Genomic DNA, 25,334 nt, shown 5'->3' with positions numbered 1-25,334 from the left:
GACGATGCGGATCTCGCCGTCGTCCTGGAGGTCGGTGATCATCGACGACCAGGAGCCCAGGCAGGTCAGCGCCACGGCCACGGCCTGGTCCCCGCGGCTGCGCAGCAGGGACAGATCCATGCTTTGGATCGGGGCGTTCCAGTCGAGCTCGAAGTTCGTGGGCTCGTCGAACAACCCGGCCAACGGCCCGGAGATGAGGTTGGCCAAGGCGTCGGTGATCGGCCGCAGCGTGTCGAGGAACTGCCGCCGATCGGCGAAACGCGTGTCGGCCCACAAGGCCGGATCGGGATCGGCCAGCTCGCGCTGGACGTCGGGGATCGTGACCGGCCGCAGGTGGGTGTAGCCGTCGGCGGCGCCGACCAGGCGCCGCAGCACCTGCGAGAGCACCGCCTCATCGGTGACCGTCGGGGTGTAGCCCTGTGCTTCGGCCAATGCCGTGAGGAGCTTGACCCACCGGCCGAGCACGCCGTCGAGCTCGTCGCGCTGCCGGTCGACCGACCAGGAGTCCCACCGGCTGGCCAACGGTCCCAGGTCCAGGGCGTTGAGCCGGGCGCTACTGCCGCGGCCCAGGGCGATCGGGTTGATATCCAGCGCCCGCAGCAGCGGCGAGTACTCGCCCTTGACGTCTCCGGAGATCAAGGTACGGACGCCGAAGAGCATCATGCGCAGCAAGAACGCGACGACGGTGGAGCTCTTGCCGCGTCCGGGCTCGCCGAAGATGACCATGTTGGGGTTGGTCGCCAGCCCGCGCAGCACCCACTCGATCGGATGGGCGTAGAACGCTCCTCCGCTCAACGTGTCGTAGCCGATGCGGGCGCCGACGGCGGGAATGCCGTTGGCGGCCAGCAGCGGGAACAACCCGCCGATCTCGTGGGTCGCGGCCTGGTAGACCGCCAGCGGCGCCTCGACCGGGGCCCAGCCCTGGCCGGCCTGGGCCCGGCCGCGACGCGGGGCACGCGGCCGGTTGATCCGTTCCTTGGCGGCGGTGCGCTGCTTCTGCGGCCGCGGTCTGCTCGGCGGGGGCGTTCCGAAGTCCGACAGTAGCCGCGCGGCACTGCGTTCGGTGGTGTTCGTGCGGGTCACAGCAGACCACCCCTTGCCTGCGGCAGGCCGACGCCGACCGGCAGGCAGGCGGCGACGAACGCGGAATCCTGAGCGAGATCGAGCCGGAGCAGCCGGAACCGGCCGGCCGCGTCGTTCTCCAGCCGGGCAGCGTGGTCCTCGACGTTCCAGCTCGCGGGCACCGTCACCGCTGCCGCGGCGGCGTAGCGCACGATGGAATGGCCTGCGGCCACGGCTTTTTCCTGCGCCTTGGCGCCGCTGGCCTCGCGCTCATCCGACGCGGAGGCCGAAAAGCCCTTGGACGCCTTGTAATCCCGCAGCACGCCGGCGCGGAACCGGTAAGACTGCACCGCCCGCGACGCCCGGCGGGCGTCCATGACCTCGTAGTGAATCGCCAGGCACCGGCGTTCACCGGCGGTTTTGACTGCCAGCAGCGGGGAGAGCGAGCCGAATACGGTGCCCGCTTCCGGCATGAGCACGCTGTAGCTCACGCTGGAGTAGGCGTCGTGGTCGTAACGCCGCCACGCCGGTGACGGCGTCTGGGTCGGCCCGGCGGCGGCCTTGGGCAGCCCCTGCTGCTCGTCGCCGGTGAGATGCCCGGCCCGCAACACCGCGCTGGAGGCGGGGTTGAAGCCGGTGCGGATGGCCTCGGCAAGCCCGGACCCCGACAGCCACTCCACGCTGTCGGTGCCGAGGGCCTTGAGCGGGTCTTCGAGCCCGTCGAGCACCCGGTAGAGCACCCGCGCGCGTCCTTCGACTCCCCCGCCGGCCGCGGCCGCCGGTTTCCGCAGCGCGTCCTCGGAGCCGCTGATCGTCACGAACACCTCGTGGCGCACGCTGACGCTGCCGATAGTGCGGTCGAGTTCGTTGGCCGCGCGGCGGGCCAGCGGTGGCGCGTCGGGCACTTCGTGCTGCGAGCGCCACACCTCGTACTCGGTGCCGTCATCGGGAACGGTGCGCACCAGCAGCGACATGCGGTCGATCACGTCGCGGTGCCCGATCGACAGCAGCAGGTTGCCGAGCCGGGAGGCCAGGCGTTCGCACTGCTCGCCGGAGAGCATCCAGACGCCGGTGTGGGTCAGCCGCGCGGCCGCGCCCCACCGGCCGTCGCCGGTGTCGTGGATCAGGCACACCCGGCCGCGGTCCTTGAACACCGGACCGTCCGGAAACGACACGCGCTGAAGCACGCCAGGCAGGTCCGGCTCGTCGGGGTCGACCGGGGCGCCGGAAGCGGCCTTGGACTGCCAGCGCGACCAGCCGGTCACGACACCGATCTGGTAGAGCACCAAGTGCCCCAGCCAGCGGAACGCGGGCCGCCCGCGCACCGGCACGACCACCAGGCAGGCAACGAAACCGCAGAGGGTGGCCAGGATCAGGGCGTCGAAGAACTGCCCGGCCGAGACCGTCCACAGCACCGGCACGGCCAGTCCGATGCAGATCAGGGCCTGCCACGGGGTCAGCCCCATGATCCAGCCCGCGTGCTCGCGCCGGGCCAGGCCACGATATATCCGGATATTGCTGGTACTCACACGATCACCGCCGCTTCTGCTGCTTCGCTGGAGGCAGCGCCACCGCCGCCACCGCTGCTCTTGGGGCCTCCGCCCCCGCCGCCGTGGGGACCGCCGCCGTCGTCGTCGGGGCCGTGGCCGCCGTGGTCTGGGGGTTCAGGGGGTGGCGGTTCGTGATCGCCGCCGCCACCTGCGTTGCCGCTTGCGCCGCCGTCGCTGCCGACGCCCTGGGGGCCGATGCCGTCGGAGGCGGTCACCTGGCCGCTGTTGGCCGCAGGCGCCGAGCCGGAACCGCCGTCGGAGTCGTCCTCATCGCCGGAATCCGGTGCGGACGAGGCATTCGAGCTCTGGCCCCCACCTCCGCCGGAACCGCCACCGGAACCGCTGCCGACGCCGTGGGTGTCCATCTCGTCGTTGGCGTAGTCGGCCATCGCCTCGTCGAACCGGCCGGTGTTGGCCGACTCCTGCGCGTCACCGCCGCCCCCGCCCCCGCCGCCGGCACCTGCGCCGGCGGCCTGCATGGCCGGGTTGTTCGCGCCGTAGGAGTCGATCCCGGCCGACGACAGCGCGTCGCGGAATGCCGCGCCGGCGTCGGAGTTCGGGTCGACGAAGGCAAACAGCCGGAATAGCACGAACGGGACGAGGATCGAGATGATCAGGACTCCGACCCCGGCCAGCAGCCCGGACAGGCCCTTCGAACCGCCGGCGATAGCCACACCCAGCACCAGCGTCAGCGCCAGCACGGGCTTCATCGCGATGCACGCCAAGATCCAGCGCACCGCTTTCCAGAACCAGGACTTGGTGACGTTGGCCAGCAGCCCGGCCGCGGTGATCGGGATCGTGGCCACGAGCACGTAGATCGCGGCTTCACGGAACAACATCTCCAGCACGTAGCCGATGCCCGCGGGGATGACGCCGATGAACGCGCAGATCCCGAGCACGACGGCCTTGACCCCGTCGACCGCGCCGTCGGCGAAGGTGGTGTGGGTCAGAGCGTCCTGGAAGTTGGCCGACTGGAGGCCGTATTCGAGGATGCCGTTGGTGAGCCCGTCGGCCGCGGTGAGAAACCCGGCCACCATGCCGACCGTGATCGCCAGGGCGATGCCGTACTGCACCGGACCGCCGACCAACCGCATGAACCCACGGCCCCCGCGAAGCGAGGTCATGGTCATCTGCCAGAAGAACAAGCCGAGCGCGAGCACCCCGGAGATCCACAGCATCATCGGCCACAGCACGGCGATCGGGCCTTCGCGTGTGTCCACTGTGAACACCGAGAACTGGTCGGCGAGCTTGAACGCCTCCCGCAGGATCCACAGGCTGCCGTCCCATAGCGCCTGCATCGCGGACTCGAAGGCGCTGACGACGAGTTCCTTGAGCTTGCTGCCTAGGGCGTCGCCGATGGAGCCGAAGGAGTCGCCGATGGAGCCGATGGGGTCGATGGGAAAAACGGGTATGGGCATGTCAGCTCCTCAGATCCCGGTAGCCGGCATGGACCGCATCCGCGCTGCCGGGCCAGGCACACGGGGCCGGAGCCGCCAGCGGGCCGGGAGAGATCCGCCAGTCGCCGCCGACGTGCCGCAGGGCCTGGCAATCGCCGACGCCGGCGGTCAGGGTCTGGCCCTGGTAATCGACCGAGAGCTGACCAAGCACGCAGGCCACGACGTAGCGGCCGTCGTCGACAACGCCTTTGATCTGCCCGTGCGTGACCTGGTAGGTCACCGTCAGGTCCGGCAGCGGCCCGGTCGGGTTGAGCCCGGCGCTGCTGCGCATGGAACGCAGCAGCGAATACAGCCCGGTGTTCTCGGGCTGCGGAGCGCCGGGCAACGCCAGCGTCCGGTACCCCAGGGCATAGGTGGCGGGATCCCCGCCGCGCATCGCGGCCTCGTCGAGGACCTTGAGCTGCCCCAGGGCGCCTTCCGGGGTGGAAGGGAACCCACCGGCGACCCACCGCCCGGCCGTCTGCCCGGCAGGCGGGACCACGATCGGATCCCCGGCCCGCTCGGTGGTCATCGGCTGCGGCTGGGCGGACTGCGGCGGCAGAGCGACCATCGGGGCCGTGGCCAGCGCGTGCTCGGCGGCCAGATCCCAGCCACCGGTATCCGGTGCCGGCCCCGGACGGGGTGGGGCCGGAGCCGGTGCGGGCGCGCTAGTGATGTAGTGCGAGACCACCAGCGCCCCGGCCAACGCGAGGACCGCCAGCACTGCCAGCGCGATCATCGACAGGGCCAGCCCGGCACGGCGCCGGCGCTGCTGCTGTTCGGTGAAGGGCGGGGCCATGACTCAGGCCCCCGACGCGAAGTGGTTGATCAGCTGGTAGCCGACCCCGTACAAGATGCCGCCGCCGAGGGCGCAGAGCATCATGATCACGCCGACCTTGCCGGCGCGGTGGTGGTCGACCCACCGGCCACCGGCCCAGACCAGGAGGCCGATAAAGAAGCCAACGAGCAGCGCGATTCCCGCGCCCCACTTCACGTTGCCGACCGCTTCCAGAACCTTCTCGGCGCCGGGCGGCTGCACCGGTCCGGGATTGGGAATCTGGGCCAGGACAGGCAGAACGGTGTCCGTGATGTGCTGGATCATTTGCCGGTTCCCTTCGTGCGGCGGGATGCCGGCTGGGGCAGCAGCTCCCAGCGGCGCAGGAGTGGGGTGATGGCCTCGCGCAGCCGCTTCGGGGTGACCTCGGCGGTGATCCCGGTGGTGGCGAGGTCCGGGTCGTGCGGCAGGAACAGCGCGTCGCCCAGCAGGGCCGACACACGACGTCCGGCACCGCCGGGCACCCCTGCGGGCCAGCGCTTGGCGCCGACGACCACCAGCTGGGCCGGTGGGGTCGTGGCCCCGGTACCGCTCCAGGCGTCCAGGCGGGCCAGCACCTGTTCGGCGTGCAGCACGCTCGGCCGGGTGGCCCGGCAGACCAGCACCGGCCGCGGCGGCGGAGTACCGGTGCGCAGCCAGGCCCCGGCCCCGGCCAGCGGATGCGCGCCGATCCGCCACGCGTCATGGCCGAGGTCGACCACGGTGGCCTGCACCGACTGGGTGGAGGGTCTGAAGAACCGCGGCGGCGGCACCATGCCCGGTGTGATCACCGGCAGGTCGGTCTCCACCCGCGCCAGCAGTGCCTGGGCCCGCCAGGACACCCGGATGCGCACCGACGGGTGCGGACCGGCCAGCACCGGGCCTTCGGTGCGGGCCGCCGCGGCCAGGCCGGAGCGGGCGGGATCGGCGGTGTCGACCAGCAGCACCCGGAGTCCGGCGATCTGCATCGCGTCGGCCAGCACCGTGGCGACCAGGGACGCCCCCGCGCCGGGCGAGGCCGACAGCACCGGGATCACGTCGCCGAAGCCCGCCCAGTCCGCGGGCGCGGCGCTGATGGGCGCCAGGCCCTGCCGCTGCACGGCCGCGGCCGCCTGCCCGGTCTTCGAGGCGGTGCGCAGGCCCGCCTCGTCACCGGAACCGGCGGCGGTCTCGGCGGCCGCGGCCAGCTGCCCGGCTTCCACCGCGGCGACCACGTCCGGCGTGGGCAGCTCCGCCCACGCCTGGCACGCCGCACGGGCGAGTTGCCGGTCGCGTTCCTCAAGGCCAGCGGGTTCGGCGGGAACCGAACTGGGCTGGCCGGCGAACGTGGGCTCAGACCGGGTGTCTGTGGTGTCGGCCGGGGAGGGAGCGCACGGCCACTGGGTGGTGGTGGCCGTGCGCTCCGGCTCCGGAAGCGACGGCGGTGTGGTGCCCGCCGCCGGTGGATCAGAAGGCGTTTCGCCGTGGTCGGAATGCGTGAGGGCGGTCGTCACCGCTGACGGCCCGCCGGGTAGGGAGGTCCGCAGCGTGTCACGGCCGGTGATGCCCTCCGGAGACAGCGAGACCGTGGCGTGGTGGAAACCGTTGCGCCCCAATGGGTCTTGCCCTGAAGCGACCATGATTTCGTCTCCTTTCCCGGCCCTTGTGCGGCGGGCCGGGCCGGTTACGAAGGCGCGTTGATCCACGGCCTCGGGGTGCGTGCACCGGTCCGAGGCGCGATGGGACGCGCGATGAGCGGCAAGGCAGGCCGGGTGTTCGGAGACGCGTTTCCCCCGCTCAGCACCCGAAGGGCTGCTGAGCTGCGACGATCACGGAATGCGCGCCCGGCGATCGGGTGCCGGGGTCACCGAAGGGAATGCGTACCGGGGCGAAGACAAGGCGACAGAGCGCCGCTTCCACCGCGGACTGCCCGTATGAGATGTGTGGCGGGTGCCTGCTGTGCGACCCGAGGTCGCCGGGCACCTACGTCATGCGCAGCGTTGTGTGCGCGGTTGGTTCATATGGCACCTCCTGCGTGAAGAGATCGGCTCCCACGCTGTATTTCGGACCGGCACAAGGACCGGCTCCCCTTGATCAGAAGCCGACCCCCACAGCCGACTTCCCTCTTGATTGACGACTGACCCCCACAGCCAGCCCCGTGGCCCGGCCCCCTCGCCGGCCACTTGTTGCCAGGCGCGGTCACCAGCCCCGCCTGACTGCGCTCCTCGAATGGAGCAAGACCAACTCCCCGAGTGGCCCTTGCGCTCCGCACGATGGGCGCGTGTTGTGATAACTGCTGTGCGCCTGCTCGTTATGATTGGCGCACACTAGTGAATGGTGCTCGTCCGTTTGGCCGATGTCAACACGGACATGCGCAGTTCATGCTGATCAAACGCACATCAGTGTCGGGGGTGAGGACGTTGAGCGAGGACTACGAGTACGAACGGCAGGCCGCAGAAAGGCTCGCCGAGAAGATCAACCGGTTGTTCGAGGCGGTGCATCCGCCGGAACGAGGGCCCTACTCGAACAACGAAGTCGAGGAGTACTTGCTCAAGACCAAGGACCAGGGGCCGACGATCAGCGCGAACTATTTGCGCTACCTGCGCCGCGCCGAGCGCATGAACCCGGGGGCGCAGCAGCTGCGCGCCATCGCGCGGTTCTTCGAGATCGATCCCGGCTACCTGCTGACCGAGGACGAAAAGACCGAGCAGATGCACGAGCAGCTGCACAAGCTCGCGCTGCTGCGCAACGCCGCGGTGGAGGGGATCGCCACCAGGGCCGCGTCGCTGGATCCCGCGACTCAACAGTGGTTGTTGCAGGTGGTCAACACGATGCCCGCCCGTGGTGAGGGCCCCGGCAAGCCCGGTGACGACGACCAGCAGTGACCGGGGGAAGCGGCGTGCCACGGGCGTTCGCGGAGAGGCTGTCGTTCCTGCTGCTCTACCGCGAACGGCCCGCCGAGGACGTCGTTGACCGCGTCCGTGACCACGGTCTCGCCGAGGCCACACCGGAGTGGCTGGCCGGGCTCGCTACCGGCACCGTGCTGCCCTCCCCCGCCGAGCAGCGGGCACTGGCCCTGGCGCTCGAGGTGCCGCTGGAGTACTTCTCCGACTCCCGCACCACCGCGCTCGTGGACGCGGTCCTCGTGCTGGCCGCGGCGCTGCGAGCCCGGAACGTGCAGATCATCGGCCCCTGCCGGCATGTGACGGCCTCCGCGCAGGACTATCTGGCCCTCTACGCCGCGTTACTGTTGAAGTGAATTACCCACTCACAGTCACGGGGGGCCATGACTGACTACGACGCGATGCACCGCCGCTGCCGCAATCTTCTTGCGCAGCTCGACGTCCGCCCACCCGTGCCGTTGCGGACGCTTGTGGAAGCGGTCGCCCGCGTCCACGGGCGACCGATCACCTTGGCCCCGGCTGATCTCCCGGTCGATAGCGCCTTCGGCGCCACCGGCACGGACACCACCGGCGAAGTCATCGTCTACCAGCGCAACACCGCCGCCAGCCACCAGCTGGTGATCGTGCTGCACGAGCTCGCGCACATCCTCGCCGAGCATCCTAGGAAGAAGATCGAACCCAAGGTCGAGGACGTCCGCGACGACCTGAACATGCTGCCGGAATCGATGCTGCACCTCGTGCTGGGCACCGGCGAGAACGGAGCCACACCCGTCAGCGACGAACTCGAGCAGGCCCGGCCGGGCCTGCTCGACGAGCTGCGCTCCTCCGCGCAGGAGGCCGGCAGTACCGCCCCTTCGGTTCACCCGGACGAGGTTGCCGGCTCCCTATATGACGACGTCGCGGAGTGGGAAGCGGAGACGATGGGCACCATCATGCTGTCCTGGCTCACGGACAGATCGGTCTACCCGGTCTCGCCTACTGACCAGCGACTTCGACGGACGTTGGGGGACATCTGATGGAACCGGGGGGAATCCTGCGGGTGGGCCTGATCGTGGCCCTGCTCGCCGCGTGGCTGCTCTACCGCTGGTACCGGCGTTCGGTGACCGCCGGCACGTGGGCGTTGATCCTGGTCGTCACCGCCAACCTCATCTCCAGCATCATCCGCCGCGGCGCCAAGCCCGGCGGCCTGTGGGAAGGCGCCGACCCGCGGCTGGTCGTGCTGCTGACCAACATCATGATCGTGGCCAGCCTGATCGGGTTGGTGCTGTTCAGGCTCTACATCGAGGGCTACACCGACGCCGCCGCCATCCGGCGCCGCCTGCGCGGCCCACTGGCCGTGGCGGCGGTGGCCATCGCGGTGTTCGGCGCGTGCACGATCTGGGCGTTTTCCACCGGCGATCCGATGGAGATGTACAACCGCCCCGACATCTCCCTGCCCGCGGGGATCTTCGCGCTCACCGGCCGGTTGTACATGACCTGGGTGTTCGGCGAGACCGGTGTCTGGGCGATCCGCTGGCTGCGCCGCACCACGCTGATGACCCGCATCGGCCTGGTGCTCGTGGCCGCCGGGTCGCTGATCCTGGCGGCCAGCACCCTCATCGACAGCGCCGCCGCGCTGCTGTCCCTGTTCGGCTACGTCGTGCCCGACACGCATAACTACATCGCCCGCTCGGACACCCTCGGTGCCATCGGCCTGGTGGCCGGCATCCTGGTACCCGTCCTGCTCGGCCGCATCCAGGCGATGGTGGTCTGGGTCCGTGCCTGGTGGCTGCACCGGCAACTGGCCCCCTTGTGGAATGCCGTCCGCGCGGTGTACCCGGAACTAGTGCTTACGGTAGGACCGCAGCGCGGCCTCGGATCGGCTGACATGCGCCGGTTCCAGGCGCGCCGGCGGATCACCGAGTGCGCCGACGGCCTTGCCCGGCTGACCGGCTCTCCGCCGGAGACCGGGTTCGGCGCCGAGCTCGCCGCCTTGAGCCGCGAGTACTACCCCGCGCTGGTCACCGGCCAGCGCCCCGAGGACACCGACACCCTCACCGATGTGATCAGCAACGACGCACGCCAGCTCGTGCGGCTGTCGAAAGCCGTGGGCAAACAGCTCGACGTGCCTGACGACGAGCAGAAAGGCAAGCAGGGATGACCGACACCACCGACCTCCTCCTCACCGCCGACCGAGTCCTACCCGGACCGGCCGACCAGGTCATCGCCGACGGAGGTGTGCTCGTCCGCGACGGCATCATCGCCGCGGTCGGCCCGGCCGACGAACTCACCCAGCAGGCCCCCGACGCCGAACTCCGCCGCTTCCCCGGCGGCACGATCATGCCCGGCCTGATCGACGGCCACGCCCACCTCGTCCTCGACGCCGGCGCTGACCAGGGCGAGATCATCGACCGGTTTGGGCAGCGCGACGACGACCTGCTGCTGGAGGACATGCACACCCGCGCCGCCGCCGCCCAGCGGGCCGGGATCACCACCTTGCGCGATGTCGGCGACAGCTCCCGCCAGGTCGCCTATGCCGGCGACGGCGGCGGCCGGTACGCGCAGGTCACCGGCCGCGGCCTCGTAGCCCGGCTGCGTGAGGCCGATGCTGCTACCGGTCGCCTGCCGCGCCTGCTGACCGCGGGTGCTCCCCTGACCATCCCCGCCGGGGATGGTGCGTTCCTCGGCGGCGTCGTCGACGGCGCCCTGGCCGAGGCCGTCCACCAGCGCGCCGAGCAGGGAGTGGACTTCATCAGCATGATCGCCTCCGGCGGTCACCTCAGCCCCGGCGAAGGGCCCGCACCCTACGAATCCCAGTTCAGCCGCGAGGAGATCGAGACCGTCGTCGCCGCGGCCACCGAGGCGGGCCTGCCGGTGACAGCCCACGCCCACGCCGCGCAGGCCATCGCCGATTCCGTCGCGGCCGGCGTCAATGTGATCGAGCACGCCACCTTCGTCAGCGGCCCGCACCAGATCGACTACGACGACAAGGTCGTCCGCGAGATGGCCGAGCGCGGCATCGCCGTGTGCACCACGGCCAGCCTGAACTGGCGGCGCATCGCCGCGAACATGGGAGCCGAGCGGGCGCGTGAGATCTTCTACGGCAAGCTCCGTTTGTTCTGGGAGGCGGGCGTGCAGCAGCTTCCCGGCAGCCGGGCTGGCACCGCCAACTCCCAGTTCAACGACCTGGCCTCCGCCCTGGAGCTCTACGAATGGGCCGGAGTACCGCGCGATGTGGTCCTCGAATACGCCACCACCGGCGCCGCCCGCGCACTCGGTCTCGCCGGCATCACCGGAATGCTCACCGACGGTCTGGCCGCCGACATCCTCGTCGTCGACGGCAACCCACGCGACGACCTCAGTGCCGTGCGCCGGGTCCAGGCGGTCATGCAGGCCGGCCAATGGCGCTGAACCGCACCGGGGGATGTCGCGGTAGGAGGAGTCAACGGCGTTTGCGGGGCAGCAGTGTGTCGAGGACGCGGTGACCGAGTGCGATCCCGGCACCGGTGGCTATCGCGGTGAGCAGCCGCGCGGCGAGTCCGCAACGCGGTGTAGGGGATTCCGACGCTTGGATTGGTGAGGCGGCGGTGAGTTCGGAGTGCGCGGGACCGGCCGGTTCGTCGGAAGGGATCCCGGGGCTGGGGCGGGTCAGGCGGTGGATGTGGTGGACGGCCTCGGCGAGCTTGGTGGCTACCGGCTGCCCGTCCCAGACCAGCAGTTCCACCCTGCCGAGAGCAACGAGTTCGTAGAAGCGCCCGTCCGCACTGCCGACGAGGAAGGTCCGGCCGCCTTCGCTATGGACGTGGCGGGCGTGCGCGAGAAGCGCCAGCTCGGCCGCGTCCGGGCCGGGCGGTACCCGCAGTGGTGCGATCCGCAGCTCGGCCAGCACTGAGGCGACCGGGTCGGTGTCGTGGCCGTCGGATAGGGCGTAGGCAGCGGCTGCGTGGTGGATGTCGCCGGCGACGGCAAGCAACGCTTCCAGCCGTGCTCGGAGCGGGCGGGGGCGAAGCCGTGCGGCGCCGAGGTTTTCCAGGTCCAGCAGTGCCACGCGATCGTCGGCGTTCACGAGTGCTCCTGTGAGGACAGTGCGTCTAGGCGTCTGGCCGATCGCCGGGGGCGCCATGTGTCCCCGCCATGTCGGCGCGAATCAAGGGCGTGGTACTGCGGGTCGGGATGGTCAGACAGGATGCTGGATGACGAGTTCGCGGACGACAGGCGCCTGGGTGAGCCGGTCGCACGTGCCCGCCCAGTCCGCGTGCTTGTCGATGAGCGTGTAGCCCTGCGGCGCCTGGAATCCATCCAGCATCACCGCCAGCTGGTCGGCGGTGAAGCCGGGGTACTCGCGGATCATGCGGATCGGCATCGCGTGGGCCAGTTCGACGTCTTCGAGGTAGGCGTAGACCGACTTGCCGCTACCGGGGTTAGCACGCTCGGCAATATCGGCGAGCGATCGTGGAGAGCCGACCACGGCCTCGTCCAGGTTGATCACTGCGGTCAGTTTCGAGACCGGCGCGGTCAGGTACACATACCAGGTGGTCGGTTGGCCCTTGAGGTATCGGCGGCGGAACTCGTGGGTCTTCAGCCCCTCCCACATCAGCTCGTAGTACTCGGGCTTGAGCGACATCAGCACACGGTCGCCGGGCAAATTGGCGCCGACGTCGTTGGGCACACCACACTCCCGTCCACACGGCTCGCTGCGGTGCCCGAAGTCTAGTCCGTGGTCAGGACCGTCTGTCGTCCTCTCGTGCGATGGGCAGCCGGCTTGCGTCTCTGAGATCGACCAGTTCCTTGTAGGATTGCTGCAATTCCAGCGACCGTTCGGCGGCTAGCTCAGCTTGTGGTTACGGCTCGGGCAGGGCGACGATGCCTTCCGGGACGTCGTGGCCGTATACCCGCCAGCCTTCGACGTCGTATTCCACGTCGTAGCTGGCATCGGAACGCAGCAGCCACGGCCGCCCGTGGCCGACGGCGGGGTCGTCGGCCAGCAGCACCGGCTCGCCGGCGGCGGTGAGTACCTGCCATCGCCGGACGCCGTGGTCCGGCTCGGTTTCGCGGGCGTGCAGCACCGCGTCGACGTGATAGCCGATCCGGGCCCCGTAGACAGGTGTGGCCCGCATCCAGTACTCCGGTGCTTCCGTAAGGCGCAGGAGCAGATACAGCTGCCGGGCGTCCCAGGTCAGCGACGCCGGATCCGGGCCCCGGCCGTCGTCACCGATCTCGGCCAGCATCGTTCCTGCCGGTCCGGGCCCGTCCGCGACCCATCCCAGCGGCACGCCCTCGCGCTGGCATTCGCCCACCATGCTGCGCCACCGCGGAAACCATTCGTCTAACGTGGTCGTCAGCTCCAGGCGCTGCATCGTGCGGTCGGCCTGGTCAGGCGAGTCCGGGTCAGGCGAGTCTGGGTCAGGAAGCCCGACTGTGTCCATGACCCTGCACCGTAGAAGGCCGGCCCGCCTTCCCGGTCCTACGACACCAGGCCCGACACGATCGGGTGTTGAGAACGAGGATGTACGCCCGCGCAGCATCCGGTAGCCGGTCAGGGCGAGCCGGGGACCGGCCCTCGATTGCACGACGGCGAACGCCGGTCAGCGGGCGAGGGAGGGAAGCGGATCGCGAACGTCCCACTCCAGCAAGCTCCGGCCGGAGTCGCGGTAGAGGGCCTGCTTGGCGCGCTTGCGGGCTTCGTAGGTTTCCCGGCCCCGCACACCCTCGACGAGCACGAAGTCGGGGAACACCTCGCCCCCGTCGTAGTGCAGCGGCTTGACGAACGCGCGCCCGGCGGCGGCCAGCGCGTCGGCCACCGGCGAGCCGGAGCATCGACAAGCCCACACCCGCGTCGGCATATGCACTGGCCACACCCACCACGGGTGAACTGACACCGCGGCCAGGCCCGGCCGGATGCGCCAATGGGATGAATCCACGGTGCCGGTCACGGCCGGCCCCGACCTGGTTGTCGGTGGGGCCCGGCAGGCTCAGGGATCTCCGCCGCAGGAAGGGAGATCCCGGACGTGGGTGGCCGCAGCAGTACGACGACAGCAGCACCACGCGACTTCGGCCCGATCCAACTCGCCCGTCATCTCGGTCTTCAGGACTGGCAGTTCCGGAAAGCACTCGAACGCGGTTTGCTGCCCGCCGCCGACCGCGAGGGCCGCTGGTCCACCGCGGCGGCCGAGGCCGCCGCGGGCAAGGTCGCCGAGATCGTCGAGGCGTTCGGCGACCGCCGGCCGATAGGTGCGAACAAGAGCGCAGCCTGGCTTGCGCAGCGCACCGGCCACGAGGTGCTGCCCGCCGACATCGACGTCCTCGTCGATCGCGGTGTGCTGGCCGCGGTTGACGAGTTCGAGGGCTGGCCGGTCTACGACATCCGCCACCTCGACGCCCTGGACGCCGAGGTGGTCGGCGATGCCGTCGCCGCTCGCGCGCAGTGGATGCAGGACAGCCTCGATGGCTGGGCTGCGGCCCGTGAGCTCGGATGGCGCCACAGCGAGTTCGTGCAGGTCGTCGCCGAACGCCAGCTCGAAACGGGCTGGTTCGGCCGTTACCACCGTGGCGTGATCACCGAGCTCGCCGCCGACGAGTCGCTGAACGCCCGCCTGGACGCCGACCGGCTCATCGGCCCCGACCAGGCCGCCACCCGCCTGAAGATCCGCCGTGTGGACTGGGACTACCTGGTCGCCGCCGGGCTGATCGCTCACCGCGAGATCAATGTGATGCCCACCGGCCGGTACAAGACGGTCAAGGTGCCGATGTTTCGCACCCGCGAGGTCGACGAGCTCCGCGAGCACCCGGCCGTCGACCTCGAACAAGTCCGCGCCACCCTGCCGGGTCGGCCGTCCCCGCTGCGCGAACTGGCCCGCCGTCCCACCACCCGCGCGGCCGTGATCCGGTCGTTCGTCGCCGAACTCGGCCAGACCTGGGGAGTGGAGGTTTGGGCCTGGTATCGCAACGGCCCGGATCGCTGGCACCTGGACTGGGACCACAACGCGGATCGCGAACCCACTAAGCAGCAGGTGCTCGCCGCGATCGACGCCGACCCGGCCGTTCGCCGCTACCGCGACGACCTCGTGCTCGATACCGATCAGGGCGCGGCCGTGCGCTGGGCGCGGGCGATGCTGGAGCCCGGCGTCGCCGTCGTGCTCGACACCGAGACGTGCGATCTGTTCGGCGCGATCTGCGAGATCGCGGTGGTGGACGCGCACACCGGCGAAACCCTGCTCGACACGCTCGTGCGGCCGGGTACACCGATCAGCCCCGAGGCACAGTGGATCCACGGCATCACCGACGACGAAGTCGCCGACGCCCCGACATGGCCGGAGGTGCTGCCCCGCCTGCTGGAGGCCACCGCGGGGCGGGTCGTGCTGGCCTACAACAGCGACTACGACTCGCAGGTGATCCGTTCGGACTGCCGCCGATACGATCTCGACCCCGCGCACCTCGGCCGCGGCGATTCCTGGGGCTGCATCATGAACACCCGCTCGGATTGGTTGGGCATCCGACGCTGGGTCGCACTCGGCGGCGGGCACCGCGCCCGCGGCGACTGCCTGTCCGCCCTGGACGTGCTGCGCAACCTCACCACTCCGCCACACCGGTAAGGCCGGTGTGGCGGGCGGCCCCGGCTCGGGTGTGTGCCGGGACCCACCCCGAATGACCAGGTGACGCGCTTCCCCCGCGCCTCCCGATCGGCCATGATAAGAACATATGTTCGACCGATCGCGCAATCAGGACCCTCCCGCCGACTACTTCGTCCGGGCGCACCGGGTGCTGCCCGAGCCGATGCCGGTGTGGGTGCGCTGTGATCGACTCTTCTTGCCCCGGCCGCCGACGATGCGTGAGGTCCCGTTGTGGCTGCGGGCCTACGGCATCGACGCCGGAGCGTGCGAACCAGGGCTGCTGCACAGCTGGCACCTGCTCAACACGGGCGGGTCCTTCTGGGGCCTGGTCCAGTTCGTCGCCGGCAACCGCAACGGCACGCTGAACCTGGAGCTGACCGAGCTGGTTCCGGCGAGCATCCTCAGCAAACGCGCACCGGATGAACTCGACCCCTGGGAGCGCGGGCAGGGCTCGCTCGGCGTCTAACCGTCCGCCGGACGTTGGTGAAGGGCGCGGGTGAACAGTGAGCCCACGGCCGTCGACAGGCTCCACAGCACCGTCATCTTGTCGTCCCAGTCGAGCGCGCCGACCTCCTCGAACACACCGCTGGTCTTGGCCTCCTGGACCGGTGTGCGCAGCAGCCGCAGGACCAGCGCATGAACCCGCTGCTGGGAATCGGCACCCGGATCGACGCCGATCGCCCGGTCAGGCACACCGTGCTCGTCGGCGACGTAGGCCCGCGCCGTGCCACGGGCAGCACCCTGCGCCACCAGCCACAGCAAGGTCACCATCGGCGAGAAGCCCGCGCGAGCGAAACCGACCCCGGAGCTGCGCCGGGCCGTGTCATAGCTGCCGGCGCTGCACGCGGCCAGCGTCACTGCGCACGGCACGACCGCCGGCGCCAGCTCCGGGCGGCCGGCCAGCCCCGCGGCTTCCTCGCACCCGGCTCCGACGGCCAGGCAGTGACGCGCCCCGCCGCAGGGGGCGAACACATGCCGGCGTACGGCGTGCGCCAGGTACACCGTCAGCACCCACAACCGGCGGTCGTCGAGATCGAGGATCCGGCCCAGCACGCCGTGCTGGACGGCCCCGTCCCGCTCGGCGGCGGCAACGAGTTCGGCGGCGAGATCCCTGCGAAACGACTGTTCGTCGCGGACGAAGTCGAACAACTCCGCTTCCTCGCCGTCGTCGGCGACGCTGGCCAGCAGTTGCGCCCAGCCCAGCAGCACCAGCATCCCGCCGTCGGAGAACACCGCACCGATCGCCTCGGCCACATCCCGCTCGGCGGCGGGGTCCTGCTCCCAGCGCTCCAGCGCGTCCATCACGGCGATCGTCTTCTGCGCGTAGTCCGGCTGTGGTGCCTGCTCGCTCATGCTGTGCTCCCGCGATCCTGCCAACCCCCAGCGGCCATCTGATCACACCCGGGCGCTGCCGCGACGGGAGACCGCGGCCTCCCGCCGATCACCTTTCCTCCAGGGCCTCCGGCTCCAGCGCCGGAGTGATCGCGTCGGCGAGCGCGGCCAGCGCGGCGGTGATTTCAAGGTGGGCAAAGCCGTCGACGTCCCCGGTCAGGTGCGGGCTGTCGCTGCGCCAGGTCATCCATCCCGGCCAGCGGTGCTTGGAGCCGGCGGATTTCAGGTGCACGGTGACCGAGTCGCCATTGGGCAACCCGAGCGTGAGCTGGGCACCGAAGACCACCGGCTGCACGTCGCACATCGTGATCATGTCCTGCTCGGTGCGGCGAGCCAGCTCTGCCTCGTCGTGCTCGGCGGCCAGGAGCTGGTGGGCGTGCCGGCGAACCCGGCCGCCGCGGTAGGCGAGGTCGTCGGCGAGCCCGTAGCGCTCCCCCGACTGCTGGGGATCGAGGAGGTCGCCGACACGGGTCAGCGCGATCTGCGCCTGCCACGCGGCCTCGGCCACCGGGCCCGGTTCCTCGGCGAGCATCGCCTTGCCCAGTGTCGCGGCGGCGAGATCGGCCAGCTCGGCAACTTCCTCATGCGACAGGGGCGCGTAGCGCGGTGGCCCTGGCCTGCCCGTGCGGTCGCGCGGGTCGATGTCGTGGGACTTGAGGTCGGCGTAGACGGTGTCGCGGGAGACGTCGGCCAGTCTGGCCAGCTCGCGGACGTTGCGGGTTCCGGAACGCCACGCGGCCGCCAGCAGCCGGGCCCGGTCGGCGGGCATCCGGTCGCGCCGGATCGCCCAGCCGCGCAAGGCGGCGAGATCGGCGAGCCGGATGGATTCGGGGTCGGTGTGCGCTGGTTCTTCCATATCCACACAGTATGTCGAATCACTCGACATGTCGAGTGATTCGACATATGCTCTGTGTGGGGTGACCGACCAACACCCCGCCCGAGAACGTTTCCGAGTGCAGGAGGATCCGTAATGAAGCCTGTTCCCGATGTCGAGGTGACCGGCACGGTCACCCGGATGAGCGCCGAGCGCGGCGCGGACGGCGATGTCGTCGTGGTCGCCTACGTTGACACCGGCGACGGGCAGATCGCCCGGACCTGGCTGCGGCTGCCCGCCGACTGCGCGGGCTACCTGCGCGGTCGGCTCGCCTCGAGCACGCCCACCGCCGGGCAGGCAGGTGATCAGTGATGGATGACGTCCGCGAATACCGCACCGAGCTCATCTGGGCCCCGTGCGACGGCAGCGCGTGGGCCGAGCAGCCCGGCTGGAACCTCTACGTCGACGGCACGCTGGTGGCTCGCACCGAGCGGGAGCTGCCCGCCGCGACGGCCCAGCAGTGGGCCAACGCCCAGCTCGGCGAAGGCGTGACGTGGCTGCCCGGCCAGGAGGACGAAACCTGGTACTGGGTGGCCAACCCCCGCCCGCATCAGCCGCACCGTGCACAAGGGCGGGGCCGTGGCGAAATCCGGTGATCGCTGTCGTGTCGGTGGCCTGATGTAGCTTTGTAACTGGCTGTATGGCGCCAGCCCATCCGAGCTCGCCGCCCCATCCACGCAGGGGATGAGCACATCGGAAAAGGCAAGTCCGAGGACCCAGCGCCGTTCTTCCTGAGCATGGCCGTTGACGCGACTCGTCGGCGGGAGCAGGGCGTGGGCGATCTCCCGCCGGGAATGACGAGGAGCATCGTGACGTCCACACCGTCGCATTCCAGGATTACCCGTGCCGCGCGCAAGCGCATGAAGACCACCGGTCAGAACTTCACCGCGGCACGCGAGGATGTGCTGGCCATCATCGAACTCGCCGAGGCCGATGAGCTGAGTTTCGCCGAGGCCGAGGCTGTCTTCGACGACCCGGCCAATCAGCTGCTGTGCGAGACCTGCGGCTGGACGGTCGCCATGATCTGCCCGGAATGCACCGCTGGGTGCGGTTGCAACAACGGCCGCTGCTCGGGCTGGCGGCACGCCGAGTTCGCCGGCGACGACGATGAGATGAATTCCTGTCCCGAGTGCGGCGGCGACCCCAGCAACCACTACAGCTGCGAATGCGGTGTGTGATCAGCATGGGTGCGAACCTGCCCGCACCGGGCCCGGCCGCGGCCGTCGACCTCCTGGAGCGCGGTCTGGCCGTGTTCCCCCTGCCGAGCGGCAGCAAGGTCGCTCGGCAGGGCTGGCAGCACACCGTCACCCGCGACCCCGAACGGATCCGCGCCAGCTGGCCGGCCGGGGCGAATGTCGGGATCGGCTGCCGTGCCTCGGGAATCGTCGGCATTGATCTCGACCGGCACACCACCGGCGGTGCGAACGCGGGGATCGACGGAGTCGAGGTGTTCGCCGCGTTGTGCGCCCGCTGGGGACAGCCGCGTCCGGTGACGCTGGAGGTCCGCACCCCCAACGACGGGCGGCACCTGCTGCTGCGGGTACCGCCCGGCCTGATCGTGCCGTCGGTCTCGGGCGGCACGTCCCGGCTTGGGCCGGGCATCGACATCCGGGCCCCGGGCCGCACGCTCGGCGGCTACCTCGCCGGCCCCGGTTCGGTCGTCGGTGGCCGCGCCTACGAGATCGAGGTCGACGCGCCGATCGCACAGCTGCCCGGCTGGCTGGCCGCGCTCCTCGCACCCCGCACCCCATCGAGGAAGACGGATTCTCCGTGACCACCTCGACATCCCGGTTCGCCCCGGAACGGCACTGCTACGTCAACCGCCGCGATCAGACGGTGCTGGTCACCGGCCTCGCCGACGATGAACAGGAGTAGCCGACGATGTCCACGACCGCTGCCAGGCGGGCCTGGGATGCGCTCAACGACCGGCAGAAGACCTGGCTGGTCGTGATCTATGAGGCCGATCAGGAAGCCGAGCGGCTTGCCAAGGGCGCCTGGCACCGAGGCGAGCGTTCCCGGCCTGCGTCGGTGTGGCGGTGGCTGGAGTACGGCGTCACCGACAACCCGCTGTCGTCCGGCGGCCCGTCCGGGCAGTTGCAGCACGCGCTGAACAGGAAAAAGGTCTGGGACCAGGGCGCGGGTTCGACGATCAAGGTCCTCGCCGAGGCGGGCCTGATCCAAACCCGGGGCGAACCGATCGGACTCGGCGCCACACTGCTGTGGATCAAGCTGAACAAGGCCGGGCGCGCGGCGGCCAGGGCCGGAGGCGCCGATGACGCCGCGCCCGCCCGCCGCCGTCCCAAAGGGCTGCTGTCGGAGACGTTGTGGAAGATGTTCGCCGAAGTGTGGCGTGCGGGTGAGACCGGGCTGAAGCGCCGCTGGGCGGAGGGGGCGTGGGAAGCGCTGTCCGGCCGTGACCTGATCACCATCGGCGGATCGGCCGGGGAGCGCCTGATCACCGTCAGCGACACCGGAGTCCAGCATTACCGCGACCACTGGGCCGACTATGCCCGCATGTACCCGGCGATCAACGCGCCGCACCCGGATCCGCAGGCCGCCCCGATCTGGCCGAAGCAGGTCGATAAGCGCCTGGACGAGCTCGCCGCCGTATGTCACCGCATCGGCGGCCACCTGCGCAGGGTCAGCAACGCCCTCGCCCCCGTTGAGAAACGCCCGGAACCCGGTGCCGCACCGACCCCGGAATGGGCCGAAGCAGCCGTTCTGGCCCAGGAGCGCCACGACCTCTACCAGCGCGAACAGGACATGCTGGCCGCGCACCGCGACCAGCTGCACGAGCTCTACCGCCAGGCCGTGGCCCGCTACGCCGCCGTGGCAGCCGCGGTCGTCACGGCGGCCAGCAACGGCGACGATCTCGAAACGGTGCTCGACACCACGCCCGTCGACCTCGACGACCGCGGGCTCGCTCCGGACCTGCCCTGCCCCAAGACCGGGCTGGACGGCGTCGACCGCGACATCGTCGCCGCGCACCGGGCCGCAGTGAAAGGCCCCAAGCCCCTCCGGCGCCGGGAAGAGCGCCGGTGGGAGGCCGAGGACTCCCCCGGCGGACGCGCCCTTGCCGCCGTGGCTCGGTTCGCCGGGTACCTGCACGACCTCGCCTCCCACGGCCAGCTCACCCGGCTGCTACTGCGTCGCGGCGAAAGCTGATGTCTTGGGCCGTACGGGGTCCTTCCAGCAGTGTCTTGTACGGGGAGGCTGAGCGTGGCGAGGCTGGCGTACCGAAGCTCGGGCCGCGGCGCGACGACGATCAGTCGGCGGCGTAGGGCCGCCCGTCGCGGGCTGCTTCGAGCTGGACGCGGGTGAGCACGGTGCCGGCGGGCCAGTCGTGCTGGGTCAGCGTCTCCAGCCCTTCGGCGGCGCCGTTGACGTGATCGGCTGCGGGAGACGTGATGTCGTCGAGCAACCGGTGGATCAGCAGCGCCAGCGAGCCGGGCCCGGACCCGCCGTAGCCCCAGGACAGACCGAAGTAGTGGTGCTTGGGCGCGAGATACAGCGTGCCATCCTCGACGCGGATCCAGATCGGGTCGCCGAGGATGATCTCGGCCAGCGGACTGATCGTGGTCAGCCGCTGCGGCACCGCGGCCGTGATCTCCCCGTCGGGCCGCCGCACCGCCGGCGCGTCGGTGGCCGGGTCGATCAGCGTCTCGCCGCGGCCGTCGGGGTCGATGCGTTCGAACGCGGCGGTGCGCACCGTGGGTTCCAGCCGCGCGGCCCATTCCGTGCCGTGCGGGGTGGCCGCGGGGTCGAACCGTTCGACCTTCGAGTACGGAAAGCCCGCTCCGCCGTCCCAACGGCTGGCCTGGTGGACGCATTCCACGGCCAGCTGGTCGGTGCGGCCCAGGATCTCCATCCACCCGGCCCGCCAGGTGCTCTCCTCCAGGCCCTCATCCTCGACGTCGGGAACCGGCATTGGCCGCGCCGCGATCACCACCGGGTTGTCCACCGACGCCCGTTCCACGTGCTCGTCCAGGATTTCCAGGTCCTGCACCGCGCTGGTGTGGGAGCGGTGCTGGGTGATCTGGGCCAGGTACATCAGCACCTGGTGCGCCGGGCTGTCGGCCGGCAGCGCCGCGGCCAGCCGCAGCAGCGGCGTGGTGTTGACCTCGGGCACCGTCGGGTACTCCACCGTGTCCGCGCCCGGCTCCCACGCCTGGATCAGGTGCGGGATGCGCAGCATGTACGGCCAGTACGGTGCGGGCTGCCCCAGCACGCGGACCAGGTCTGACCAGCGGACGCCGAAATCCGTCCAATCCGGCTGGGCGCCTGGTTCGGCGGTGGCCAGGCCCGGCCCGTCCAGGCCGAAGTCGCCCTGAACCCGGATCAGCGTGTCGGCCTCGGGAACGTGCGCGGCGATCCTCGAGGCGGGCAGGCCCATGACCTCCGGCAGCGGCCACACCACGCACACCCTTCCGGTCTCGGTGCCCCACACCTGGGCGACGGCATTGGGCACTTCGCGGGTGCCCAGGTAGTCGGCAGGCTCGGCCGCGTCCGGCCAGTACCGCACCGGCACACGCCGCACCAGCGGGCGCCCGGCTCCTGCCGCCCACCGGTAGACCTCCGGCTTGTGCCAGTACGGCTTGCCGTTCTCCTCGCCGGCGGGCGGCGCGAACCGGCCGAGCTTGTGCAGGAACCACATCTGAAGCCGCGTGCAGCCCAGCAAGCGCGCGCAGTCGGACAGCAACAGCGGTTTCGGGGTGTCAGCGGGGGTCGTCACGATCACCATGATGGAGGCGCGGGCCGACACTGGGGAACGAATTGATCACTGGTCACCCCAGTGCGCGGGGAGTAGCTGACGCAGTTCGTCGAGCTGCCAGGCGTTGTCGAGATCGTGCTCGTCGATCGGAGGCAGGTCGACGGCCGCTCGCCGGGCGTTGACCCGGCCGGCATCGGCGAGCGGGAACAGGCGTGTTGCGTTGTCGCCGATGCCGAACCATTGGGTGCCGTAGCGCTGGGGCGTGCCCTGGTGGATGTGCACCCGGTCTTCCAGGTAGGCCAGGTCGCGGGCCTGCGCGTCGCCGCGTGCGACGGCCTCACGCAGCAGGTCGAGCCAGCGAACCTGGTGTTCGGGCGGGGCGTGCTGGGCAAGCAGCCAGGCGGCGTGCGCACCGTCGACGCCGACCAGCGCTTGTCCGGGCCACCCGTGTTCGGCGACGATCCCCGTGAGCCACGCAGTGTTGTCGGCGTCGATGCGTTTGACCTCCGCCCAGCCCCCGCCTCCACCGAGCCAGTGTTCACGGGCCTGCTGATCGAGCGCGCTGCGCCGCAGCAGCTCGGCACGAAACTCGTGTTCCACGATTCACCCCGGCATGTGCTTCAGTGCCGTCCGGCCGAGTTCGTGGCGGAGCATCGCGGCGACCCCGGCGTCGCTGCGGTCGAAGGCGACACCGGAGATCAGGGCGACGGGAGCGCCGCGGCCGCGCTGACCGAGAACCATTCCGGCCGCAGCCGCCACCATGTCGACCAGTGTTTCCTCCTGGTGTTGGCCGCGATGCTCGGTGATCCGCAGCGGGTGGATGCCTGCGGCACCGAGAGCGAGCACCGTGGCGCCGCGCCGGTCGGGGCGGCCGTCGGAGTCGGCGATCACGACGGCGAGATCGTCGATGCCGGTGGCGCGGGTGAGTTCGTCACGCAGGCGGCGAGCGGAGGCATCGGGGTCGGCGGGCAGCAGCCACGCGCAGGCGGCCTCCCGGTCCCGGTCGACGCCGGCGGAGGTGAGCTCGTAGCCGAGCCGGTGGCGGGCGATGATCGGCCCGGTCGACGTGGCCAGGCGGTGGTCGACGGACTCGTCGAGGATCACCTGGATGGCCTCGGCGGGTTTGCCGGTCGCCTGGGCCAGTTCGCGGGCCTGCTCGCTCGGGGTCACCTCGGAGAACTCGACCTTGCGGCGCTCGGCCAGCGAGACGACCTTGCTGGCCACCACCACGATGTCGCCCGCGGTCAGGTGCTGCTCGCTGCTGGCCAGCACGTCGGCGATGACGTCGGCGAGCGGGTCACCTTCGGTGATCGTGGGGAACGGTTCGAGAGCCCGCACGGCGAAGTCATGAGTGGTGGCGGTCATCAGCTCGTGGTCTCCGTGAGGTTGAGGGCGGCCGTCGTGATCTGGTGCCGACTGTCGCCGACGATCTAGACCGGTGACGCTGATGTCTGGGCGAGTTCGAGTCGTCGTGCGATTCTGAACGGTTCGGCGCAGGTGGAGTCTGGTGGGAACTGCTTCACGATTCGGTGGTGAATGTGTTGGCGGTGGGTGACGGTGGCGAGCTGCTGAAAGAAACCCATGTCGAGCTGATGTTGTGACGTAAAGCAGTTCAGGGCACGGACTTTGGCGTCCAGGAGTTCGGGTGTGCCGATGAACAACATCGTCGGTTCGAACTCAAGGCTGTAGGGCGAGCGGAAGTAGGAAAGGTTGGGCGCTTCGTGGAGCGCGACGCTCGTGACTTCCTCCGCGGTGACGCTGTGGTCGCGGTGCTGGTCGTGGGGATGGTGGGTGTAGATGATGTCGGGGCGGGTCTCGCGGACGACGGAGATCACCTCGGAGTGGATACGTCCGCGGTGTTCGAGAAACCGGGTGTCGGGGATGGACGAGAAGCTGTATTGGTCGACTCCTAGCACTTTCCCGGCGGCCAGGCATTCGTCCCGGCGTACGGGTGTGTCGTCTGCGGTGGGGGTGCCGGTGGTCAGGCAGTGCACCCGGACCCGCGCGCCGTTGAGGGCATACCAGTGCATCCGCATGGCCATGCCGATCTCGGCGTCGTCGGGATGAGCCACCACGACGAGAACGGTGGTCATCGCGGTTGCTCCTCGTCGGTTCGCAGCAGGTGGTTCAGTGCTGTCCGGCCCCGTTCGGTCAGGACGGGGTTGGCCTTGGTGATGCCTGCGTGGAGGTAGTACGCGGCCGTCCGCGTCGTGATCAGGTGCAGAGCTCGCTGCTCTGCCCGCGTGAGCGCACGCCCGTAGCCGGTCAGGAAGGCGTGTTTGAGGTCGGGGCGGGTGGGCCAGACGGCGCCGTGCAGCCACACTAGATCCTCAACGGCCGTGCCATTGCTGGCCTCTTCGAAGTCGATCAGGCTGTGGCGGCCGTGGTCGGCGTCCCATAGCCAGTTGCGAGGTGAGTAGTCGCCGTGCCGGTACGCCAGCGGGAGCTCGTCTGCCAGGTCCGGTAGTTCGTCGCGCACCTTCTGGAGGAGACTGTGCTCATCGTTGCTGAGGTGCACGGCGATGGCGTCCAGATAGCCTGCGGCCTCGTGTGCTTGCTCAGCCACGGACGTCCGGACGGTTTTACGGACCTGCTCCGATGGTGGGTCGGCGGAGTCGTGCCAGCGCCGCAGCAGGCTGCCGGCCAGTTCGTAGACCCTCCGTTCATCCTGGGTTTCGAGCGGCAAGCCGCGGACGACTCGTCCCGGCAGTGGTGAGGTCAGGATGGCGCGCAGGCTGGAGTCGCTGGCCAGCAACGATGGAGCTTCGCCGGCGGCCAGCGCCCGTCTCGTGTGGTCGTAGGCACGGACTTCGCGTGTGTAGGCAGCGAAGGTCGGGCTGCGCTTGACGTACGCCGCGCGTATGCCGGTGGTCACGCGCCAGACCTGGGAGTCGCCCCGGTCCCAGGACACGTCGGTCGCGCTGACGGGGCCGTCCAGGCAGGTGGCGACCCACTGTTCGAGCTCGGTGGGCAGTGTCATGCGGTGTCCTTCTCCTGCTCGGTGCGGTGCGACGGTACTCACTG

The 25,334-nt window shown here is 70.3% G+C and carries 28 protein-coding genes and 1 pseudogene; 12 read left to right on the top strand and 17 right to left on the bottom strand.

Annotation, left to right across the window (positions count from 1 at the left end; all coding sequences use genetic code 11):
* From ABD691_RS18680 to ABD691_RS18655, 6 genes and pseudogenes are all read right to left on the bottom strand, one after another.
* Positions 1-1,083, bottom strand: a pseudogene (locus ABD691_RS18680) (ATP-binding protein); the annotation flags it as partial.
* Positions 1,080-2,591, bottom strand: coding sequence for an SCO6880 family protein (locus ABD691_RS18675; protein WP_344681449.1), 1,512 nt, complete (start codon positions 2,589-2,591; stop codon positions 1,080-1,082). The gene ABD691_RS18675 and the pseudogene ABD691_RS18680, both read right to left, overlap by 4 nt.
* Positions 2,588-4,030 (bottom strand): hypothetical protein, encoded by a 1,443-nt coding sequence (locus tag ABD691_RS18670; protein WP_344681447.1) that lies wholly within the window; start codon positions 4,028-4,030, stop codon positions 2,588-2,590. The genes ABD691_RS18675 and ABD691_RS18670 overlap by 4 nt, the downstream gene beginning before the upstream one ends.
* A 1-nt stretch (position 4,031) precedes the next feature.
* Positions 4,032-4,847 carry a hypothetical protein gene (locus ABD691_RS18665; RefSeq protein ID WP_344681445.1) on the bottom strand — a complete coding sequence of 272 codons (816 nt, stop codon included), beginning with the start codon at positions 4,845-4,847 and terminating at the stop codon, positions 4,032-4,034.
* A 3-nt stretch (positions 4,848-4,850) separates the two neighbouring features.
* Positions 4,851-5,150 carry a hypothetical protein gene (locus ABD691_RS18660; protein WP_344681443.1) on the bottom strand — a complete coding sequence of 100 codons (300 nt, stop codon included), beginning with the start codon at positions 5,148-5,150 and terminating at the stop codon, positions 4,851-4,853.
* The gene (locus ABD691_RS18655; RefSeq protein WP_344681441.1) at positions 5,147-6,481 is read right to left on the bottom strand and encodes a hypothetical protein; all 1,335 of its coding nucleotides are present in this window, start codon (positions 6,479-6,481) and stop codon (positions 5,147-5,149) included. Before ABD691_RS18655 ends, ABD691_RS18660 begins: the two co-directional genes overlap by 4 nt.
* Before the next feature lie 780 nt (positions 6,482-7,261).
* On the opposite strand from ABD691_RS18655, the gene ABD691_RS18650 reads away from it, so the two are divergent.
* Genes ABD691_RS18650 through ABD691_RS18630 form a run of 5 tightly spaced genes read left to right on the top strand, consistent with a single transcriptional unit; the run spans position 7,262 to position 11,134 of the window.
* Positions 7,262-7,726 (top strand): transcriptional regulator, encoded by a 465-nt coding sequence (locus ABD691_RS18650; RefSeq protein ID WP_344681439.1) that lies wholly within the window; start codon positions 7,262-7,264, stop codon positions 7,724-7,726.
* Between the two features lie 14 nt (positions 7,727-7,740).
* Positions 7,741-8,100: a hypothetical protein gene (locus ABD691_RS18645; protein ID WP_344681437.1), complete on the top strand. Its 360-nt coding sequence runs from the start codon at positions 7,741-7,743 to the stop codon at positions 8,098-8,100.
* A 27-nt stretch (positions 8,101-8,127) separates the two neighbouring features.
* Positions 8,128-8,760, top strand: coding sequence for a hypothetical protein (locus tag ABD691_RS18640; protein WP_344681435.1), 633 nt, complete (start codon positions 8,128-8,130; stop codon positions 8,758-8,760).
* Positions 8,760-9,884 carry a DUF6545 domain-containing protein gene (locus ABD691_RS18635; RefSeq protein WP_344681433.1) on the top strand — a complete coding sequence of 375 codons (1,125 nt, stop codon included), beginning with the start codon at positions 8,760-8,762 and terminating at the stop codon, positions 9,882-9,884. Before ABD691_RS18640 ends, ABD691_RS18635 begins: the two co-directional genes overlap by 1 nt.
* A complete protein-coding gene (locus ABD691_RS18630; protein WP_344681431.1) occupies positions 9,881-11,134 on the top strand; it encodes an amidohydrolase family protein in 1,254 nt (417 codons plus the stop codon). Before ABD691_RS18635 ends, ABD691_RS18630 begins: the two co-directional genes overlap by 4 nt.
* A gap of 31 nt (positions 11,135-11,165) precedes the next feature.
* Here the strand turns inward: ABD691_RS18630 and ABD691_RS18625 are convergent, their stop codons facing one another.
* The 4 genes from ABD691_RS18625 to ABD691_RS18610 all read right to left on the bottom strand — a co-directional run bounded on the left by ABD691_RS18625 (position 11,166) and on the right by ABD691_RS18610 (position 13,524).
* A complete protein-coding gene (locus tag ABD691_RS18625; RefSeq protein WP_344681429.1) occupies positions 11,166-11,789 on the bottom strand; it encodes a hypothetical protein in 624 nt (207 codons plus the stop codon).
* Positions 11,790-11,900: 111 nt separating this feature from the next.
* Positions 11,901-12,392, bottom strand: a complete 492-nt coding sequence (locus tag ABD691_RS18620) for a hypothetical protein (protein WP_344681427.1) — start codon at positions 12,390-12,392, stop codon at positions 11,901-11,903.
* 172 nt (positions 12,393-12,564) lie between these two features.
* Positions 12,565-13,023, bottom strand: coding sequence for a hypothetical protein (locus tag ABD691_RS18615; RefSeq protein ID WP_344681425.1), 459 nt, complete (start codon positions 13,021-13,023; stop codon positions 12,565-12,567).
* Positions 13,024-13,308: 285 nt separating this feature from the next.
* Positions 13,309-13,524 carry a hypothetical protein gene (locus ABD691_RS18610; RefSeq protein WP_344681423.1) on the bottom strand — a complete coding sequence of 72 codons (216 nt, stop codon included), beginning with the start codon at positions 13,522-13,524 and terminating at the stop codon, positions 13,309-13,311.
* A gap of 207 nt (positions 13,525-13,731) precedes the next feature.
* Between ABD691_RS18610 and ABD691_RS18605 the strand changes: the two genes are divergently transcribed.
* Together ABD691_RS18605 and ABD691_RS18600 are read left to right on the top strand one after the other, a co-directional pair.
* Positions 13,732-15,315, top strand: a complete 1,584-nt coding sequence (locus ABD691_RS18605) for a 3'-5' exonuclease (RefSeq protein ID WP_344681421.1) — start codon at positions 13,732-13,734, stop codon at positions 15,313-15,315.
* Positions 15,316-15,421: 106 nt separating this feature from the next.
* Positions 15,422-15,799, top strand: a complete 378-nt coding sequence (locus ABD691_RS18600) for a hypothetical protein (protein ID WP_344681419.1) — start codon at positions 15,422-15,424, stop codon at positions 15,797-15,799.
* On the opposite strand, the gene ABD691_RS18595 is transcribed toward ABD691_RS18600, so the two are convergent.
* The gene (locus ABD691_RS18595; RefSeq protein ID WP_344681417.1) at positions 15,796-16,686 is read right to left on the bottom strand and encodes a hypothetical protein; all 891 of its coding nucleotides are present in this window, start codon (positions 16,684-16,686) and stop codon (positions 15,796-15,798) included. The two genes, ABD691_RS18600 and ABD691_RS18595, sit on opposite strands and share 4 nt — an antisense overlap.
* Before the next feature lie 88 nt (positions 16,687-16,774).
* Positions 16,775-17,581: a hypothetical protein gene (locus ABD691_RS18590; RefSeq protein WP_344681415.1), complete on the bottom strand. Its 807-nt coding sequence runs from the start codon at positions 17,579-17,581 to the stop codon at positions 16,775-16,777.
* A 114-nt stretch (positions 17,582-17,695) separates the two neighbouring features.
* On the opposite strand from ABD691_RS18590, the gene ABD691_RS18585 reads away from it, so the two are divergent.
* The 5 genes from ABD691_RS18585 to ABD691_RS18565 all read left to right on the top strand — a co-directional run bounded on the left by ABD691_RS18585 (position 17,696) and on the right by ABD691_RS18565 (position 20,764).
* Complete coding sequence (locus ABD691_RS18585; protein WP_344681413.1) at positions 17,696-17,911, top strand: hypothetical protein; 216 nt, start codon at positions 17,696-17,698, stop codon at positions 17,909-17,911.
* Positions 17,911-18,195 (top strand): hypothetical protein, encoded by a 285-nt coding sequence (locus ABD691_RS18580; protein ID WP_344681411.1) that lies wholly within the window; start codon positions 17,911-17,913, stop codon positions 18,193-18,195. Before ABD691_RS18585 ends, ABD691_RS18580 begins: the two co-directional genes overlap by 1 nt.
* Positions 18,196-18,372: 177 nt before the next feature.
* A complete protein-coding gene (locus tag ABD691_RS18575; protein WP_344681409.1) occupies positions 18,373-18,777 on the top strand; it encodes a hypothetical protein in 405 nt (134 codons plus the stop codon).
* Positions 18,778-18,782: 5 nt separating this feature from the next.
* On the top strand, positions 18,783-19,373 hold the full coding sequence (locus ABD691_RS18570; RefSeq protein WP_344681407.1) for a bifunctional DNA primase/polymerase: 591 nt from the start codon (positions 18,783-18,785) through the stop codon (positions 19,371-19,373).
* Positions 19,374-19,480: 107 nt separating this feature from the next.
* The gene (locus ABD691_RS18565) at positions 19,481-20,764 is read left to right on the top strand and encodes a hypothetical protein (protein ID WP_344681405.1); all 1,284 of its coding nucleotides are present in this window, start codon (positions 19,481-19,483) and stop codon (positions 20,762-20,764) included.
* Between the two features lie 100 nt (positions 20,765-20,864).
* Here ABD691_RS18565 and ABD691_RS18560 read toward each other — a convergent pair whose 3' ends face one another.
* The 5 genes from ABD691_RS18560 to ABD691_RS18540 form a co-directional block, all read right to left on the bottom strand.
* Positions 20,865-22,331 carry a hypothetical protein gene (locus ABD691_RS18560; RefSeq protein ID WP_344681403.1) on the bottom strand — a complete coding sequence of 489 codons (1,467 nt, stop codon included), beginning with the start codon at positions 22,329-22,331 and terminating at the stop codon, positions 20,865-20,867.
* Positions 22,332-22,376: 45 nt separating this feature from the next.
* Positions 22,377-22,910, bottom strand: a complete 534-nt coding sequence (locus ABD691_RS18555; protein ID WP_344681401.1) for a DUF6624 domain-containing protein — start codon at positions 22,908-22,910, stop codon at positions 22,377-22,379.
* A 3-nt stretch (positions 22,911-22,913) separates the two neighbouring features.
* Entirely contained in the window at positions 22,914-23,675 is a 762-nt protein-coding gene (locus ABD691_RS18550; protein ID WP_344681399.1) for a coenzyme F420-0:L-glutamate ligase, read from the bottom strand.
* A 65-nt stretch (positions 23,676-23,740) separates the two neighbouring features.
* A complete protein-coding gene (locus ABD691_RS18545; RefSeq protein WP_344681397.1) occupies positions 23,741-24,403 on the bottom strand; it encodes a PIG-L deacetylase family protein in 663 nt (220 codons plus the stop codon).
* Positions 24,400-25,290 carry an aminoglycoside phosphotransferase family protein gene (locus tag ABD691_RS18540; protein ID WP_344681395.1) on the bottom strand — a complete coding sequence of 297 codons (891 nt, stop codon included), beginning with the start codon at positions 25,288-25,290 and terminating at the stop codon, positions 24,400-24,402. Before ABD691_RS18540 ends, ABD691_RS18545 begins: the two co-directional genes overlap by 4 nt.
* Between the last annotated feature and the right edge of the window lie 44 nt (positions 25,291-25,334).

Origin of the sequence: Saccharopolyspora taberi (assembly GCF_039534165.1) — a bacterium.
Taxonomy (GTDB): domain Bacteria; phylum Actinomycetota; class Actinomycetes; order Mycobacteriales; family Pseudonocardiaceae; genus Saccharopolyspora_D; species Saccharopolyspora_D taberi.
Note: the sequence above shows the minus strand (reverse complement) of the source record. Positions and strands in the feature narration are given on the sequence as shown.